Source organism: Thiohalobacter sp., assembly GCF_027000115.1.
Lineage (GTDB): Bacteria > Pseudomonadota > Gammaproteobacteria > Thiohalobacterales > Thiohalobacteraceae > JALTON01.
Map to the genome: position 1 here is coordinate 1 of NZ_JALTON010000017.1, position 14112 is coordinate 14112.

Genomic DNA, 14112 nt, shown 5'->3' on the forward strand with positions numbered 1-14112 from the left:
ACCGTGGACGGTTAATCGGGCATTTTTATGGCTGTTCATTCGGGGTCCTCGAAGCATTGGTTTGGGTCGCACCTCCAATTCTCCGGGTAAACCCCGAGTGAACAACCTACTGGAAGATCACAGCTAGCCCGCATATTGCACCAGGAGTTTACGGCCGCTTTGCAGTGCCGGGCGACCCTGCTACCATTCCCTTGGAGGAGTGCCGGTTTTCCGGCGCTTGAAACGAAAAACCACGGGGAATCATAGAGAACAAGCGCATGCCCCGGATTCTGAGCATCACCAGCGGCAAGGGCGGTGTAGGCAAGACCACGCTCAGCGTCAATCTGGCGCTGGCGCTGGCCGCCCGCGGCAGGCGGGTGTGCCTGTTCGACGCCGATCTCGGACTGGCCAACGCCAACATCCTGCTGGACCTGAAGCCCGAGCAGACGCTGGAGCAGGTGCTTGAGGGGGCATGCCGGCTGGCCGATATCATCCTCCCCGCGCGTCAGGGCCTGGACGTGGTGCCGGGGGCCTCCGGGGTGGAAGCGCTGGCGAATCTCGAACCTCTGCTGCTGGCCGACCTGCAGGCCCAGTTCGCCGCGCTGGACGACTACGACTACGTGATCTTCGACACCGCCTCCGGCATCGGCCACGGCGTGATGCAGCTGGTGCTGGCCTCACCGGAGGTGCTTGTGGCCCTGTCCCCGGAGCCGACTTCGCTGACCGACGCCTACGCGCTGGTCAAGCTGTTGCGCCAGCACCGCCACCGGGGCCGGTTGGACGTGGTGGTGAACATGGCGCGTACCCGTGCGCTGGGGCGGCATACCTTCGACAAGTTCCGGGAAGTCGCGCGGGTCTACCTGCAGATGGAGCTGGAGCTGCTGGGCACCGTGCCCCATGACAAGCGGGTCCCGGAGGCCATCCGGGCGCGGCGTGCAGTGGTGGAAAGCGAACCGGAGGGGCCGGCGAGCCGGGCGATGCAGGGGCTGGCCGAGGCCCTGGAGGCCCGTGCCGACGAGATCCCCGGTACCGACATGGCCGAGTTCTTCTGGCGTTACACCAATGTGCCGGTGCCCGTGCTGGATGCCGGGCCGGCCGTCGATGGCCGACCGGCGAAAGCGGCTGCGAACGCGCGAAGGCCTGTTCACGCCGAAGCGGGGCCCGAGGCCGAAGCGGGATCCGAGAACCAAGCGGGACCCGAGGCCGGGCCGGTCGTGGATGCCGTGCATGCGCGGCTGGATACCATTGCCGCGGCCGTCGAAGCCCTGCGCGCGGAAGTGGCGGCGCTTCGACAGGACCGTGCCACGGACACGGAGCCCGCGCCCGAAGCCGAGCCCCTTGTGGAGCCTGCCCTGTCAACTGACACGGCCGCCAGTCCCGGTTCCGGGCATACAGCCGAAGCAGCGAGCCTGGACGATGCCCTGCCGCCACCGGTCGAACGCCGTGCCGGTGGCTCGTGGGGTCCGGGACATTCGCGTGCCGTGCGCGGTGACCGCCGCGCCACGCCCATCGACAGCGTCCAGTTGCGGCGGGTGCTGGGGCGTTTGCTGACCCGCGCGGTGGCAGAGGGCAGGACCGACCGGCCATTGCGGGTCGATTCCGGCACCGAGAGGGTCGCCGATGGCAATCGCTGCCGGTTGCTTCCGGGGCGCTATTCCCGCATCAGCCTGCACCTGGATGGGCATCCGGCGCCGGATACCTTTGTCGAAGAGGTCTTCGAGGCGTGTGACATCACCGGCTGCAAGGTGCATGCGCTGGGTGGGGATGCGCGCTACTGGCTCACCGCGGCGCGCGACGGCGGGATTCTGCTGGAAACGCCGGCCGGCGGAGAAACCCGCCTGCATGTCTACCTGCCGATGGGGCAGGATGCGGCGGCATTGCCGGACGCAAACGATTCGGAACGGGTCGAGGTCCCGCTGGCCGTCAAGAGGCCGCAAAGCCTCCGCGAGCGGCTGGCGGAACGTCTGGAGAAGGCGTCGGCCGGTGACGGGGTCGATTTCTACCGCCTGCGCCGGGAAGGGCCGCCGGTGCTGTTTGCCGTCAGCCGCGAAGCAACCGCAGCGCCGGGACGCCAGTCCCGGCCCTGATGCGCGGGCCCGGCGGCCGCCAGGCCCGCCTGTACATCACTTGATTTCGATCTTCGCCTTGTCACGCAACCCCTTGAGAAAGGCATCGATGCGCGCATTCTGCAGGCGCGCCTGCAGCTCCGGCTTCAGGGACTCGAAGTCGGGCGGCGGCACCTCGCGCATGTCCTCGAGCAGGATGACGTGCCAGCCAAACTGCGTCTTCACCGGTGCGCGGCTGAATTCACCCTTCTTCAGCTTCTGCACCGCGGTACCGAATTCCGGCACCATCTGATCGGGACTGAACCAGCCGAGATCGCCACCGTTCTTGCCAGTGGGGCCGGTGGATTTGCGCTTCGCCAGTTCCGCGAAGTCGGCACCCTTCTCCAGCTCGGCGATGATGGCCTTTGCTTCCTCCTCGCTCTTCACCAGGATGTGGCGGGCCTTGTATTCCTTGCCCGGGTGGGCAGCCTTGCGTTTTTCGTAGGCGGCCTTGAGATCGGCCTCGGTCACCGGGTTCTGTTCGAGGTATTCGCGCATGCCCAGGCTCACCAGCACGCCGCGCCGGTGCCAGTCCAGCTCGCGCTTGACCTCGGGTCGCTGGTCGAGCTTCTTGCGCTCGGCGTCCTGCAGCATCAGTTCCACGTTGATGAGTTCCTGGAGCGCGGTCTGCTCGTCGATTTCATGTCCGTGACCCTGGTGGCTGCGCCGCGCACGCTGGGCACGGTAGACGTCCAGCATTTCCTGGGTGATGGGCTTGCCGTTCACCAGGGCACGGACCTTGTCGCCCTCGGCGGCATGCAGGGGGGTGGCGAGGGCCGTGGTGAATACCAGGGCCAGGGTGGCGGCCAGATATAGGGGTGCTTTCATGGATCTTCCTTGTTTCGGTAAGGATTGGGAACCGTGCCTCCGGCCTCAGGTTTCGTCGGGGGTACGGGCGTCGATGCTCAGGGCATGGATTTCGGTCTGCATGGCATCTCCCAGTGCCTCGAACACCATGCGGTGGCGCTGAACGGGCGTCTTGCCGGCAAAGGCCGTGCTGACGATGCGCACGATGAAATGGCCGCCGCCACCGCGCGCGCCGGCATGGCCCGCATGTTTGGCGGTGTCGTCCTGAATGTCGATGGATTCCGGGGCCAGCGCGGCCTGCAGCCGTTCCCGGATCATGTTGACGCGTGTTTCGCTCACTTCGGAAATACCTTGCGGAAGGGTTTGACTTCGGTGGACTGGTAGACGCCCGCGGCCCGGTAAGGGTCGGCATCGGCCCAGACGCGCGCCGCCTCCAGGGAATCGAATTCCGCTACCACCAGGCTGCCGGTGAATCCGGCCGGGCCCGGATCTTCGGCGTCGATGGCCGGGTGAGGGCCGGCCAGCAGCAGGCGTCCCTCTGCCTGCAGGGCCTCCAGCCGTGCCAGATGTGCGGGCCGGGCCTCCAGGCGTCGGTCCAGGCTGTCCGGCCGGTCACGCGAGATGATGGCGTAGAGCATGTTCAGGCTTCTTCCTCGGGTGCGGCCGTCGCCTTCTGCTCGGCAACGCGCGCCAGATACAAGCCCTGCGCCAGGATGAACAGCAGGGTCAGTCCCAGACTGCCGAACAGCTTGAAGTTGACCCAGGTATTCTCGGAGAAGCTGTAGGCGACATAGAGGTTGAGGGCGCCCATGGCGATGAAGAACAGTGACCAGGCGTAGTTGAGCCGCGTCCAGACGGCCGTAGGCGCGGCCAGTGCCTGCCCCATCATGCGCTCGGTGAAATTGGCGCGGCCGATGAACTGGCTGCCCAGAAAGCCCAATCCGAACAGCCAGTAGGCCACGGTGGGCTTCCACTTGATGAAGGTCGGATCATGTAACAGCAGGGTGGCGCCACCGAACAGCACGATGATGGCCAGGGTCAGCAGATGGGCCTTTTCCACGCGCCGGAAGCGCAGCCAGAAACCGGCGATCAGCACGGCGGTAGCGACGATGGCGGTGGCGGTCGCCGGGTAGATGCCATACAGCTTGTAGACGATGAAGAACAGCAGTATGGGCAGAAAGTCGAAAAAGAGACGCATACGGTCCTGTTGACAGTGTTGGTTCCGGAACCGGAAGTTTACCCGATCCCGGCCGGGCCTGCCCCTGCGGCGAGCAGGGACATCGGGGCAGGCGAGTGGGTTACAATGGCCGGATGCCTCGAACTCACGATCTGCATACCCATTCCACGGCGTCGGACGGCAGCCTGGCGCCTGCCGAACTGGTCCGGCGTGCGGCAGCGGCCGGCGTCGAGGTCCTCGCCCTGACTGACCACGACACCCTGGATGGAGTTCCCGAGGCCCAGGTCGCCGCAGACGCGGCCGGCATCGAGCTGGTCCCCGGGGTGGAGATCTCGGTGAGCTGGCAGGGGCACACCATCCACGTGCTCGGCCTGGGCGTCGATCCGGGCACGCCGGCGCTGCGCCAGGGACTGGCCGGGCTGCTGGCCTTTCGCGACTGGCGTGCCGAGGAGATCGGTCGCCGGCTGGGCAGGGCCGGCATCGACGGCGCCTTCGAGGCGGCACGGGCGCGGGCGCAGGGCCGCATCGTCAGCCGCACCCACTTTGCCCACTTCCTGGTCGAGGCGGGGCATGCCCGCGACCTGCGCCAGGTGTTCAAGCGCTATCTGGTACAGGGCCGTCCCGGCCATGTGCCCGGCCGCTGGGCCGAGATGGAGACGGCCGTGGGCTGGATCCGCGAGGCAGGCGGGGTGGCGGTGATCGCCCATCCGGCGCGTTACCGGCTGACGGCCACCCGCCTGCGCCGCCTGATCGGCGAATTCCGCGAATGCGGCGGCGAGGGGCTGGAGGTGGTGTCCGGCAGCCACTCGCCTGCAGAGGTGAGCCACATGGCCGGCGTCGCGCGCCGCGAAGGCCTGCTGGCGTCCTGCGGGTCGGACTACCACGGCCCCGAGCACCCTTGGGTCGAACTCGGCCGGCTGGCGTCCCTGCCGGAGGACTGCACGCCGGTCTGGACCGCCTGGGCCGCGGCCTGATCGGGCATCGGTCATGAGCCAGTTCTTCGAGATCCATCCCGACAATCCCCAGCCGCGGCTGATCGGGCGTGCCGTCGACCTGCTGCGCGCGGGCGAGGTGATCGCCTATCCCACCGATTCCAGCTACGCGCTCGGCTGCACGCTGGGCAACAAGGCAGGGATGGAGCGCATCCGTCGCATCCGCCAGCTCGACGATCGCCACAACTTCACCCTGGTGTGCCGCGACCTGTCCGAGATCGCCAACTACGCGCGCATCGACAACAGCGCGTTCCGGTTGCTCAAGGCCTATACGCCCGGGCCCTTCACCTTCATCTTCAAGGCCACCCACGAGGTGCCGCGGCGGCTGCAGCATCCGAAGCGCAAGACCATCGGCATTCGTATACCCGACCATCGCATTGCCCGGGCGCTGCTGGAGATGCTGCGCGAACCGCTCATGAGCAGCACCCTGATCCTGCCGGGCGAGGACCTGCCCGAGACCGATCCCTGGGAGATCCGCGACAAGCTGGAGCACGAGCTGGGCGCGGTGATCGCCGGCGGTGCCTGCAGCCCGGAGCCGACCACGGTGGTCGACATGACCGAGGGCACGCCACGCATTCTGCGTCAGGGCCGCGGTCATATCGAAGGCATCGACTGAATCCCCAAGCCACCGACCGGAACCGATATACTGACGCCCATGCAGGAACTCTCCACCATCCAGTACATCGCCGTGGCGGCATTGCCGCTGCTGTTCGCCATTACCGTGCACGAGGTTGCCCACGGCTGGATGGCGCTGCGCTTCGGCGACCGCACCGCCCAGATGCTGGGAAGGCTGACGCTCAACCCGGTGAAGCACATCGATCCGCTGGGCACCATCGTCATCCCCGTTCTGCTGATGATGATGGGCGGCTTCATCTTCGGCTGGGCCAAGCCGGTGCCGGTGGACTGGCGCAACCTGCGCAATCCCAAGCGCGACATGGCCGTCGTGGCGCTGGCCGGACCGCTGGCGAATCTCGCCATGGCGCTGGGCTGGGCCATCGTGGCCAAGATCGGCCTGCTGCTGGTCGACAGCTTTCCCTGGGCCTCGGTGCCCATGGTGCTGATGGGCAAGATCGGGGTGTTCCTGAATCTGATCCTGATGGTGCTCAACCTGTTGCCCTTGCCACCCCTGGACGGCGGCCGGGTGCTTGCCGGACTGCTGCCCAACCCGCTCGCGGCTCAGGTCAACCGGATAGAGCCCTACGGCTTCTTCATTCTGCTCGGCCTGCTGGTCACCGGCGTGCTCGGCATGCTGATCGGGCCGCCGATCCATCTTCTGGAACGGATCATCTACGGGCTGATGGGGCTTTGATGCGGTAGAATGCCCTGCCATACGACGAACAGGGGAGGAGAAACACGTTGAACAGTACGGTGCCGACCAACGGCCGCGTCCTGTCGGGCATGCGGCCGACGGGGCAACTGCATCTGGGGCACTATCATGGGGTCCTCAAGAACTGGCTGCGGTTGCAGCACGAATACGACTGTTTCTTCTTCGTCGCCGACTGGCATGCGCTGACCACCCATTACGAGGATTCCCGCGACATCGTTGCCCATACCTGGGACATGGTGATCGACTGGCTGGCGGCGGGCGTCAACCCGGGTGCGGCCAAGCTGTTCATCCAGTCCCGCGTGCCCGAACACGCGGAACTGCATCTGTTGCTGTCCATGATTACTCCCCTGGGCTGGCTGGAGCGGGTACCCACCTACAAGGATCAGCAGGAGCAGCTCAAGGAACGCGATCTCGCTACCTACGGCTTCCTTGGTTACCCGTTGCTGCAAAGCGCCGACATCCTCATCTACCGTGCGACCGGCGTTCCGGTCGGGGAGGACCAGGTTGCCCACGTCGAACTGACCCGGGAGGTCGCCCGCCGCTTCAACCATCTTTATGGGCGGGAGCCCGGATTCGAGGAAAAGGCCGAGCAGGCCATCCGCAAGATGGGCAAGAAGAATGCTCGTCTTTACAATGAATTGCGTCGAAAATATCAGGAGAAGGGTGACCATGAGGCGCTGGCCGTCGCGCGCGCCCTGCTGGAGGACCAGCAGAACCTGTCGCTCGGCGACCGGGAGCGCCTGTTCGGTTACCTTGAGGGCAGCGGGCGCATCATCCTGCCCGAGCCCCAGGCCCTGCTGACCCCGGCCTCGAAGATGCCGGGGCTGGACGGACAGAAGATGTCCAAGTCCTATGGTAACACCATCTCGCTGCGCGAGGAACCCGACTCGGTGGCGCAGAAGCTGCGCACCATGCCCACCGATCCGGCGCGCGTGCGACGCAGCGATCCGGGCGACCCCGACAAGTGCCCGGTGTGGCAACTGCACCAGGTCTACTCCGACGAGGCGCGTCAGGCCTGGGTACGCGAGGGCTGCACCTCCGCGGGCATCGGTTGCCTGGACTGCAAGCAGCCCATCATCGAGGCCGTGCAGGCGGAGCTGAAGCCCATCCGCGAGCGTGCGCGGGAGTATGTGGACAATCCGGCGCTGGTGCGCACCATCATCGAGGAGGGTTGCGAGGAGGCACGCGATGTGGCGCGTGAGACCTTGCAGGAAGTTCGTGCCGTAATGGGTCTGAGTTACAAGTGATTTTACATTTGGATCCTGATGCCGCAGAGCCCGGCCCCGGAATGCCGCCCGATGTCGCCGCGATTCGGGTACAATCGCTGCAACACCCGCTTTCGGCTGCAGCAGTTCGATGACCGACGAGACATCCCCGACCCCCGAGTCAGCGCGTCCCGAACAGGTCGAGATGCCCTTCGCCATGGTTCAGGGCGAGGCTGTCACCGAGCTGCCCCGGGACCTCTACATTCCGCCGGACGCGCTGGAAGTCTTCCTCGAGGCCTTCGAGGGGCCGCTGGACCTGCTGCTCTATCTCATCCGCCGCCAGAACCTCGACGTGCTCGACATCCCGGTGGCGGAGATCACCCGGCAGTACATGGAATACATCACCCTGATGAAGGAGCTGCGGCTGGAGGTCGCGGCCGAGTATCTGGTGATGGCCGCCATGCTCGCCGAGATCAAGTCGCGCATGCTGCTGCCGCGACCGACCGAGGGCGAGGGCGAGGAAGAGGATCCGCGTGCCGAACTGGTGCGGCGGCTGCAGGAATACGAGCGTTACAAGCAGGCCGCCGAGGATCTGGACGCCCTGCCGCGGGTACAGCGCGACCTGTTTCCCGCTACCGCCAAGGCGCCCGAGCGTCAGCAGTCGCGACAGCAGCCGGACATCGAACTCAAGGAGCTGTTGCTGGCCTTCCGCGAAGTGATGAAGCGGGCGGAGATGTTTTCCCATCACCATATCCAGATGGAGCCCTTGTCGGTGCGCGAACGCATGTCCGCGGTACTGTCTGCAGTGAGTCAGGAGCAGTTCACCGAGTTCACCAGCCTGTTCCGAATCGAGGAAGGGCGCATGGGCGTGGTGGTGACCTTCCTGGCCATTCTCGAACTCATCAAGGAATCGTTGCTGGAGCTGATCCAGGCCAAACCCTTTGCACCCATCCATGTCAAGGCAGCCGGCGGTTCGGCGACCATCGCGCCGGGTGATGATGCCGAGCCTCCCGAGGCCGCCGAGGCCTGAGCAGAAAAAGCGCCATGAGTGAGCATTCCATCAAGACCATCATCGAGGCTGCCCTGCTGGCAGCGGGCCGGCCGCTGACCCTGGACCAGATGCAGGCCCTGTTTCCCGAGGCTGCGGCACCGGACAAGGGCGAGCTGCGCGAGGCGCTGGCGGCGCTGGGCGAGGACTATGCCGCGCGCGGCATCGAGGTGAAGGAGGTTGCAAGCGGCTGGCGCATTCAGGTGCGTGCGGAACTGGAGCCCTGGATTTCCCGGTTGTGGGAGGAAAAGGCGCCCCGGTATTCCCGCGCCCTGCTGGAGACGCTGGCCCTGATCGCCTATCGCCAGCCGATCACCCGCGGGGAGATAGAGGACATCCGTGGCGTCAGCGTCAGCTCCTCGATCATGAAGACCCTGCAGGAGCGGGAGTGGGTGCGGGTGGTTGGTCACCGGGACGTGCCCGGGCGGCCCGCCATGTATGGCACCACCCGCGAATTTCTCGATTATTTCAATCTCAGGTCGCTGGACGAGCTGCCCACGCTGCAGGCGTTGCGCGACATCGACAGCATCAACGCCGAGCTGGACCTCGAGCCGGGCGAGCCGAGGGTGGCGCGCATCGGCATGGCGGACGACCTCGACTTCGTTGCCGCGCCCGACGACAGCGATGTTGCGGTGGACGCCGGAATGACCACCGCCGCAGACCGCAGCGAACCGTCCGTGGCCGATGCCGCCGGCGGCGAAGTCCTGCACTGAGTCCCGATGGCCGAAAGGCTGCAGAAGGTGCTGGCCCGCTGGGGCCTGGGTTCCCGTCGCGAAATCGAGGACTGGATCCGGGCAGGGCGGCTGAAGGTCAACGGCCGTGTCGCGGAGCTGGGCCAGACCCTGGCCGAGGGCGACCGGGTGCAGCTGGACGACAAGCCGCTGCGCGCGCCGCGCCGGTTCACGGGCCGGCGCCGGGTCATCCTCTATCACAAGCCGGTCGGCGAAGTCTGCACCCGCCGCGATCCCGAGGGCCGTCCCACCATTTTCACCAACCTGCCCAGGTTGCGTAGCGGGCGCTGGGTCACCGTGGGCCGTCTGGACCTGAATACGGCCGGCCTGTTGCTGCTCACCACCGACGGGGAACTGGCCAACCGGCTCATGCACCCCTCCACGGAGATCGAGCGCGAGTACGCCGTGCGGGTGCATGGCGAGGTCACGCCGGAACAACTGCGCGAGCTGCGCGAGGGGATCGAGCTCGAGGACGGTCCGGCACGCTTTCTCGACATTCGCGATGCCGGCGGCCAGGGCAGCAATCACTGGTACCATGTCGTGCTCGCCGAGGGCCGCAACCGCGAGGTGCGACGGCTGTGGGAGGCGATCGGGGTCCGGGTCAGCCGGCTGATCCGGGTGCGCTACGGTCCGGTCACCCTGCCACGCGATCTCCGCCCCGGTGAATGGCGCGATCTCGATGCAACCGGTATCGCCCGCCTGCTGGATGCGGTGGGCATGCCAGCCGAGGCCGGCGAGGCCCGTGCCGAGCCGGCCCGCCGACCCCGGCGGCCGCAACGGGGGCGCGGCCGGCGCCGTGACTGAGCTGCGACTGCCGGCGAAGCGGCTGCGCGGCCTGCATGACCGGCTGCTCGCCCGCTACGGTCCGCAGCACTGGTGGCCAGGCGACTCGGCCTTCGAGATCATGGTCGGTGCTGTGCTGACCCAGAACACCGCCTGGACCCATGTCGAGCGCGCCATCGACAACCTGCGCCGTGCCGGGGCGCTGGATCCTGCACGCATTCTGCAACTGCCGAGCGAGCGGCTGGCCGAGCTGCTGCGGCCGTCGGGCTATTTCAACATCAAGGCCCGTCGGCTGAAGCATTTCTGTGCCTGGTATCTGGACGCCGGCGGCTGGGATGCGTTGCGGGAACGGGATACACAGGCGCTGCGTGCGGCCCTGCTGGCCGTGCACGGGGTCGGCCCGGAGACTGCCGATGACATGCTGCTCTATGCCTTCGAGCGGCCGGTGTTCGTGATCGATGCCTATACCCGCCGCCTGTTTGCGCGCCAGGGCCTGATCTCGGGAGACGAGGGCTACGAGGTGCTGAGGCGGGCCTGCGAGCAGGCGCTGGGCGAGGACGTGGCGCTGTACAACGAATTCCATGCCCTGATCGTGGCTCACGCCAAGGCGCATTGCCGGCCCCGGCCCGATTGTGCAGCCTGCCCGGTGGGCAGCGGCTGCAGTTACGCGGACAGGGTGCTGGCAGGGTAGAACGGCGTCGTCGGATTCCGGTGCAGGGGTTCAGTCCTGCGCGACCTCGACCCGGTTGCGTCCCGCCTGCTTGGCGGACAGAAGTGCCTGATCGGCGCGTTCGAACAGCTTGTCGGCCTCCTCGGCCGGGTTCAGTTCCGCGACACCGGCGCTGACCGTCAGTCGCAGCGTCTCGCCGTCGCAGTCGCATTTCAGTCGCTCGACCTTGCGCCGGACGCGTTCCGCGACCACCGCGGCGCCGGCGGCATCGGTGTTGCGCAGCAGCAGCACGAACTCCTCGCCGCCATAACGGAACAGGCAGTCGCAGCCCCGCGCACAACTGCGGGCGGCGGCGACTACCTCGCGGATTGCGCAGTCGCCACGAGCATGGCCATGGGTGTCATTGATACGCTTGAAATGGTCGATGTCGAACACCACCATCGACAGCGCCGTGCGATGGCGCCGGCTGATGCTGATCTCGTGGGCCAGGGCATCGTTCAGCGCCGCGCGGTTGCCGATGCCGGTCAGGGGGTCCCGCGAGGCCTGGGCCACCGCGGCCCGGTACAGGCAGGCATTGCGCAACGGATAGAGCAGGGCGCACATCATGTTTTCGAGCAGATGTGCCTCGTCCTCGCTGAACCGGCGGCGGCGACGGAAGCACAGGCGTCCCAGGGTTTCCTGTTCCAGACGCAGGGTATAACTGCAGGTATGGCGTGCCCGGTCGCCGGTGCGGAACACCTGTTCGCCATCGGCGGCGGTGAACTCCACGCCGTCGAGCGGCACCAGCGGACTGGCTCCTTCCACGAACAGCTCCAGTAGTTGGGGGATGTTCAGCGTGGTCTGCAGTGCCTGGGTCAGCCACATCAGCCGCGCCTGGGGCAGGGCGGCGTCGTCGGCGTGCGGCAGTGGTGCCGGTTCCCGAAGGTTACTGTGAAGGCTGTCAGCGGTCTGGCTCATGGGGGCATCCCCGGATTGCGGTGTCACGGTCGGCATGATGCAATCGCCATGCCAGCGCACCCCGGTACCCGGGAATACAGCTAGGAATCAATATGATATGGGCACATAACTCGCAGGGCGCCAGGATAATGACGGAAATCCGACGCCAGTCACGGGCACTTGCGTATTTTTCCTTTCCGGTTCCCCGGCAGAAAATTGGCGTTTCGCTGCCTGTACACCGATACCCCTGTTCCGGCGGGTGTTTACGGGGAACGAAGGGCGTGGGAGGATGAACCCAAGCAGCCTGCCTGATTCCGGAGACCGGCCATGAAGTCGATGCTTCCCCTTTGGCTCGCCCTGTTTTCCATCGCCCTGCCGCTGTCCGCAGAGACGCCGCCGGCGGCCGAGGATGGGCTGGAGCCCGGCATGGTCAATCCCGGCTACCACGAGCAGCCGGAGTGGTTCAAGCAGTCCTTCCTCGATCTGCGCGAGGACATCGCCGAGGCGAGCGAGGCCGGACGCCGGCTGGTGCTGTACTTCTATCAGGACGGTTGTCCCTACTGCAAGAAGCTGCTGGAGACCAACTTTTCCCAGCGTGACATCGTGGACAAGACCCGCGGCAACTTCGATGTCGTCGCCATCAACATGTGGGGCGATCGCGAGGTGACCGACCTCGACGGCGAGCTCATGACGGAAAAGCGGTTTGCGGAGAAGATGCGGGTCATGTTCACTCCGACCCTGCTGTTCCTAGACGAGCAGGGCGATGTCGTTGTGCGGCTCAACGGTTACTATCCGCCCCACCAGTTCGAAACGGTGCTGGACTATGTCGCGGGCCGGCACGAGAAGGACGAACCGTTGCGGGCCTTCTTCGAGAAGCGGGCGCCGCCGGCGGCCAGCGGCCGCCTGCACCGGGAGCCGGGTTTCCTCTCGCCGCCCTATCGTTTCGACCGGCGCAACGGAGACCGTCCCCTGCTGGTGCTGTTCGAGCAGCGCGAGTGCTCGCCCTGCGATGAGCTGCACATGGATATCCTGAAGCGGCCCGAGAGCCGCGCCTTGCTGGAGCGCTTCGATGTCGCGGTGCTGGACATGTGGGGCAAGGAACCGCTGGTGACACCCGCCGGCGAGCCGACGACCAGTAGCGAATGGGCGCGCCAGCTTGGCGTGCAGTATGCGCCCACAATGGTGTTCTTCGACGGATCGGGTCGGGAGGTGTTTCGTGCCGAGGCCTATCTCAAGGCCTTCCACATCCAGTCCGCGATGGATTATGTGGCCTCCGGCGCCTACCGGGAGCAGCCCAGCTTCCAGCGCTTCATCCAGGCCCGTGCCGACCGGCTCGAGGCCCAGGGCGTGCACATCGACCTGATGCAGTAGGCCCTGGCGGGGCGGCCGCGAGCCGCGCATCGCATTCCGTGCCTGGCTCGCCCTTCAGTCGGGGGCGGGGATGGCCACGGAATCCACCGTATCCACGGAAGCTAGCTCGCGCGGGGTGGTTGCTGTCCTTTCCATTTTCGTGGTTTCCGTGTCTTCCGTGGCGTTCTTCGTGTTTCAGGTCCGCCGCGTCCGTGCAGCCGACAGGCAGCCTAGTCGAAATCGGAGATGTCGAACTGGCGGCCGGTGATGCCGCGGCTCTCGGGTCCCAACAGGTACAGCAGCGGTCCGACGACGGCTTCGGGTTCGGGGTTGCGGTCCGGATCCTCTGCGGGATAGGCGTTCCGTCGCAGCCCGGTGCGCACCGCTCCGGGCGCGTAGGAATTGACGCGAATGGGGGTGTTTTCCTCGAGTTCGTCGGCCAGGATCTGCATCAGGGCCTCGATGCCGGCCTTGGAAACGCCATAGGCGCCCCAGTAGGCGCGGCCCCTGCGTCCCACACGGTCCGACAGGAACACCACCGAGGCATCCTGCGAGGCATTGAGCAGGCCGAGCAGGGCACGGGTCAGCAGGAAGGGGGCATTCAGGTTTACCTGCAGCACCCGGAACCAGCTTTCCACGTCGTAGTGGGCGATGGGCGACAGCGGGCCCAGCATGGCGGCATTGTGAACCAGGCCGTCGAGGCGGCCGAACTCGCGCTCCAGGGTTGCGGCCAGATCCTCGTGGTCCCTGACCGAGGCACCTTCCAGATTCATGGGATAGATGGCCGGCTGTGGCGCGCCGCAGGATTCGATCTCGTCGTAGACGGCCTCCAGTTTGGGGATGGTCTTGCCCAGCAGGACCAGGGTCGCCCCGGCACGGGCACAGGCCAGTGCGGTGGCGCGACCGATGCCATCGCCGGCGCCGGTGACCAGGATCACCCGGTCACGAAGAGGCTGGGTGGTGGGGTCGGGGGTGCCATTGGCTGTGGTCATGGTGACTTCC

At 66.5% G+C, this 14112-nt stretch carries 16 protein-coding genes; 10 read left to right on the forward strand and 6 right to left on the reverse strand.

The genetic code is table 11. The features are described 5' to 3' along the window. Positions 1-257: 257 nt before the first annotated feature. Positions 258-2066: a P-loop NTPase gene (locus MVF76_RS02385; protein ID WP_297527186.1), complete on the forward strand. Its 1809-nt coding sequence runs from the start codon at positions 258-260 to the stop codon at positions 2064-2066. 36 nt (positions 2067-2102) lie between these two features. On the opposite strand, the gene MVF76_RS02390 is transcribed toward MVF76_RS02385, so the two are convergent. The 4 genes from MVF76_RS02390 to MVF76_RS02405 are packed head-to-tail and all read right to left on the reverse strand — an operon-like array spanning position 2103 to position 4089. Then, positions 2103-2912 (reverse strand): peptidylprolyl isomerase, encoded by an 810-nt coding sequence (locus tag MVF76_RS02390; RefSeq protein ID WP_297527187.1) that lies wholly within the window; start codon positions 2910-2912, stop codon positions 2103-2105. Positions 2913-2957: 45 nt separating this feature from the next. Further along, on the reverse strand, positions 2958-3209 hold the full coding sequence (locus MVF76_RS02395; RefSeq protein ID WP_317622921.1) for a BolA family protein: 252 nt from the start codon (positions 3207-3209) through the stop codon (positions 2958-2960). A gap of 17 nt (positions 3210-3226) precedes the next feature. Then, on the reverse strand, positions 3227-3529 hold the full coding sequence (locus MVF76_RS02400; protein WP_297527189.1) for a YciI family protein: 303 nt from the start codon (positions 3527-3529) through the stop codon (positions 3227-3229). 2 nt (positions 3530-3531) lie between these two features. After that, complete coding sequence (locus MVF76_RS02405; RefSeq protein WP_297527190.1) at positions 3532-4089, reverse strand: septation protein A; 558 nt, start codon at positions 4087-4089, stop codon at positions 3532-3534. A gap of 113 nt (positions 4090-4202) precedes the next feature. Here MVF76_RS02405 and MVF76_RS02410 point away from each other — a divergent pair, with 113 nt between their 5' ends. From MVF76_RS02410 to MVF76_RS02445, 8 genes are all read left to right on the forward strand, one after another. Further along, complete coding sequence (locus MVF76_RS02410; RefSeq protein WP_297527191.1) at positions 4203-5042, forward strand: PHP domain-containing protein; 840 nt, start codon at positions 4203-4205, stop codon at positions 5040-5042. Between the two features lie 13 nt (positions 5043-5055). Further along, entirely contained in the window at positions 5056-5676 is a 621-nt protein-coding gene (locus MVF76_RS02415) for an L-threonylcarbamoyladenylate synthase (RefSeq protein ID WP_297527192.1), read from the forward strand. A gap of 39 nt (positions 5677-5715) precedes the next feature. Next, positions 5716-6369, forward strand: coding sequence for a site-2 protease family protein (locus MVF76_RS02420; RefSeq protein WP_297527193.1), 654 nt, complete (start codon positions 5716-5718; stop codon positions 6367-6369). A gap of 47 nt (positions 6370-6416) precedes the next feature. Then, positions 6417-7634 carry a tryptophan--tRNA ligase gene (locus MVF76_RS02425; protein ID WP_297527194.1) on the forward strand — a complete coding sequence of 406 codons (1218 nt, stop codon included), beginning with the start codon at positions 6417-6419 and terminating at the stop codon, positions 7632-7634. Positions 7635-7743: 109 nt separating this feature from the next. Beyond that, a complete protein-coding gene (locus MVF76_RS02430) occupies positions 7744-8622 on the forward strand; it encodes a segregation and condensation protein A (protein ID WP_317622919.1) in 879 nt (292 codons plus the stop codon). A 14-nt stretch (positions 8623-8636) separates the two neighbouring features. Then, positions 8637-9353, forward strand: coding sequence for an SMC-Scp complex subunit ScpB (gene scpB / locus MVF76_RS02435; protein ID WP_297527195.1), 717 nt, complete (start codon positions 8637-8639; stop codon positions 9351-9353). Between the two features lie 6 nt (positions 9354-9359). After that, a complete protein-coding gene (gene rluB / locus MVF76_RS02440; protein WP_297527196.1) occupies positions 9360-10175 on the forward strand; it encodes a 23S rRNA pseudouridine(2605) synthase RluB in 816 nt (271 codons plus the stop codon). Further along, positions 10168-10845, forward strand: a complete 678-nt coding sequence (locus tag MVF76_RS02445) for an endonuclease III domain-containing protein (protein WP_411293539.1) — start codon at positions 10168-10170, stop codon at positions 10843-10845. Before rluB ends, MVF76_RS02445 begins: the two co-directional genes overlap by 8 nt. A 30-nt stretch (positions 10846-10875) precedes the next feature. On the opposite strand, the gene MVF76_RS02450 is transcribed toward MVF76_RS02445, so the two are convergent. Then, positions 10876-11781 (reverse strand): GGDEF domain-containing protein, encoded by a 906-nt coding sequence (locus tag MVF76_RS02450; RefSeq protein WP_297527197.1) that lies wholly within the window; start codon positions 11779-11781, stop codon positions 10876-10878. Positions 11782-12087: 306 nt separating this feature from the next. Here MVF76_RS02450 and MVF76_RS02455 point away from each other — a divergent pair, with 306 nt between their 5' ends. Continuing rightward, positions 12088-13131, forward strand: coding sequence for a thioredoxin family protein (locus MVF76_RS02455; RefSeq protein ID WP_297527198.1), 1044 nt, complete (start codon positions 12088-12090; stop codon positions 13129-13131). A gap of 209 nt (positions 13132-13340) precedes the next feature. On the opposite strand, the gene MVF76_RS02460 is transcribed toward MVF76_RS02455, so the two are convergent. After that, a complete protein-coding gene (locus tag MVF76_RS02460; protein WP_297527199.1) occupies positions 13341-14102 on the reverse strand; it encodes a YciK family oxidoreductase in 762 nt (253 codons plus the stop codon). Positions 14103-14112: the final 10 nt, after the last annotated feature.

What these genes read in the sequence shown, in the direction of transcription:
- MVF76_RS02385 (WP_297527186.1), top strand. Translation starts at nt 258, where the DNA reads ATGCCCCGGATTCTGAGCATCACCAGCGGCAAGGGCGGTGTAGGCAAG.
- MVF76_RS02390 (WP_297527187.1), bottom strand. Translation starts at nt 2,912, where the DNA reads ATGAAAGCACCCCTATATCTGGCCGCCACCCTGGCCCTGGTATTCACC.
- MVF76_RS02395 (WP_317622921.1), bottom strand. Translation starts at nt 3,209, where the DNA reads ATGATCCGGGAACGGCTGCAGGCCGCGCTGGCCCCGGAATCCATCGAC.
- MVF76_RS02400 (WP_297527189.1), bottom strand. Translation starts at nt 3,529, where the DNA reads ATGCTCTACGCCATCATCTCGCGTGACCGGCCGGACAGCCTGGACCGA.
- MVF76_RS02405 (WP_297527190.1), bottom strand. Translation starts at nt 4,089, where the DNA reads ATGCGTCTCTTTTTCGACTTTCTGCCCATACTGCTGTTCTTCATCGTC.
- MVF76_RS02410 (WP_297527191.1), top strand. Translation starts at nt 4,203, where the DNA reads ATGCCTCGAACTCACGATCTGCATACCCATTCCACGGCGTCGGACGGC.
- MVF76_RS02415 (WP_297527192.1), top strand. Translation starts at nt 5,056, where the DNA reads ATGAGCCAGTTCTTCGAGATCCATCCCGACAATCCCCAGCCGCGGCTG.
- MVF76_RS02420 (WP_297527193.1), top strand. Translation starts at nt 5,716, where the DNA reads ATGCAGGAACTCTCCACCATCCAGTACATCGCCGTGGCGGCATTGCCG.
- MVF76_RS02430 (WP_317622919.1), top strand. Translation starts at nt 7,744, where the DNA reads ATGACCGACGAGACATCCCCGACCCCCGAGTCAGCGCGTCCCGAACAG.
- scpB (WP_297527195.1), top strand. Translation starts at nt 8,637, where the DNA reads ATGAGTGAGCATTCCATCAAGACCATCATCGAGGCTGCCCTGCTGGCA.
- rluB (WP_297527196.1), top strand. Translation starts at nt 9,360, where the DNA reads ATGGCCGAAAGGCTGCAGAAGGTGCTGGCCCGCTGGGGCCTGGGTTCC.
- MVF76_RS02450 (WP_297527197.1), bottom strand. Translation starts at nt 11,781, where the DNA reads ATGAGCCAGACCGCTGACAGCCTTCACAGTAACCTTCGGGAACCGGCA.
- MVF76_RS02455 (WP_297527198.1), top strand. Translation starts at nt 12,088, where the DNA reads ATGAAGTCGATGCTTCCCCTTTGGCTCGCCCTGTTTTCCATCGCCCTG.
- MVF76_RS02460 (WP_297527199.1), bottom strand. Translation starts at nt 14,102, where the DNA reads ATGACCACAGCCAATGGCACCCCCGACCCCACCACCCAGCCTCTTCGT.